The sequence below is a fragment of the Candidatus Vagococcus giribetii genome, assembly GCF_017316185.1.
Taxonomy (GTDB): Bacteria; Bacillota; Bacilli; order Lactobacillales; family Vagococcaceae; genus Vagococcus; species Vagococcus giribetii.
Window position 1 is genome coordinate 1 of record NZ_JAFLVX010000052.1, and the last position, 226, is coordinate 226.

At 50.9% G+C, this 226-nt stretch carries 2 tRNA genes; both read left to right on the forward strand.

Going from position 1 to position 226, the window contains the following annotated elements:
* Positions 1 to 35: 35 nt before the first annotated feature.
* Positions 36 to 108 (forward strand) — tRNA-Val (locus DOK76_RS13055).
* 13 nt (positions 109 to 121) lie between these two features.
* Positions 122 to 194, forward strand: a tRNA-Lys gene (locus DOK76_RS13060).
* Positions 195 to 226 lie beyond the last annotated feature (32 nt).

Below are 226 nucleotides of genomic sequence, written 5' to 3' on the forward strand. Positions count from 1 at the left end.
GAGTAGGACGTCGCCATGCTTTTTGCGTTTTAACCGGAGGTTTAGCTCAGCTGGGAGAGCACCTGCCTTACAAGCAGGGGGTCAGCGGTTCGATCCCGTTAACCTCCATTTTAATAATGACGACTCGTTAGCTCAGTTGGTAGAGCATCTGACTTTTAATCAGAGGGTCACTGGTTCGAGCCCAGTACGGGTCATTAGAAAAACGCGCCGGCTTAGCTCAGTTGGT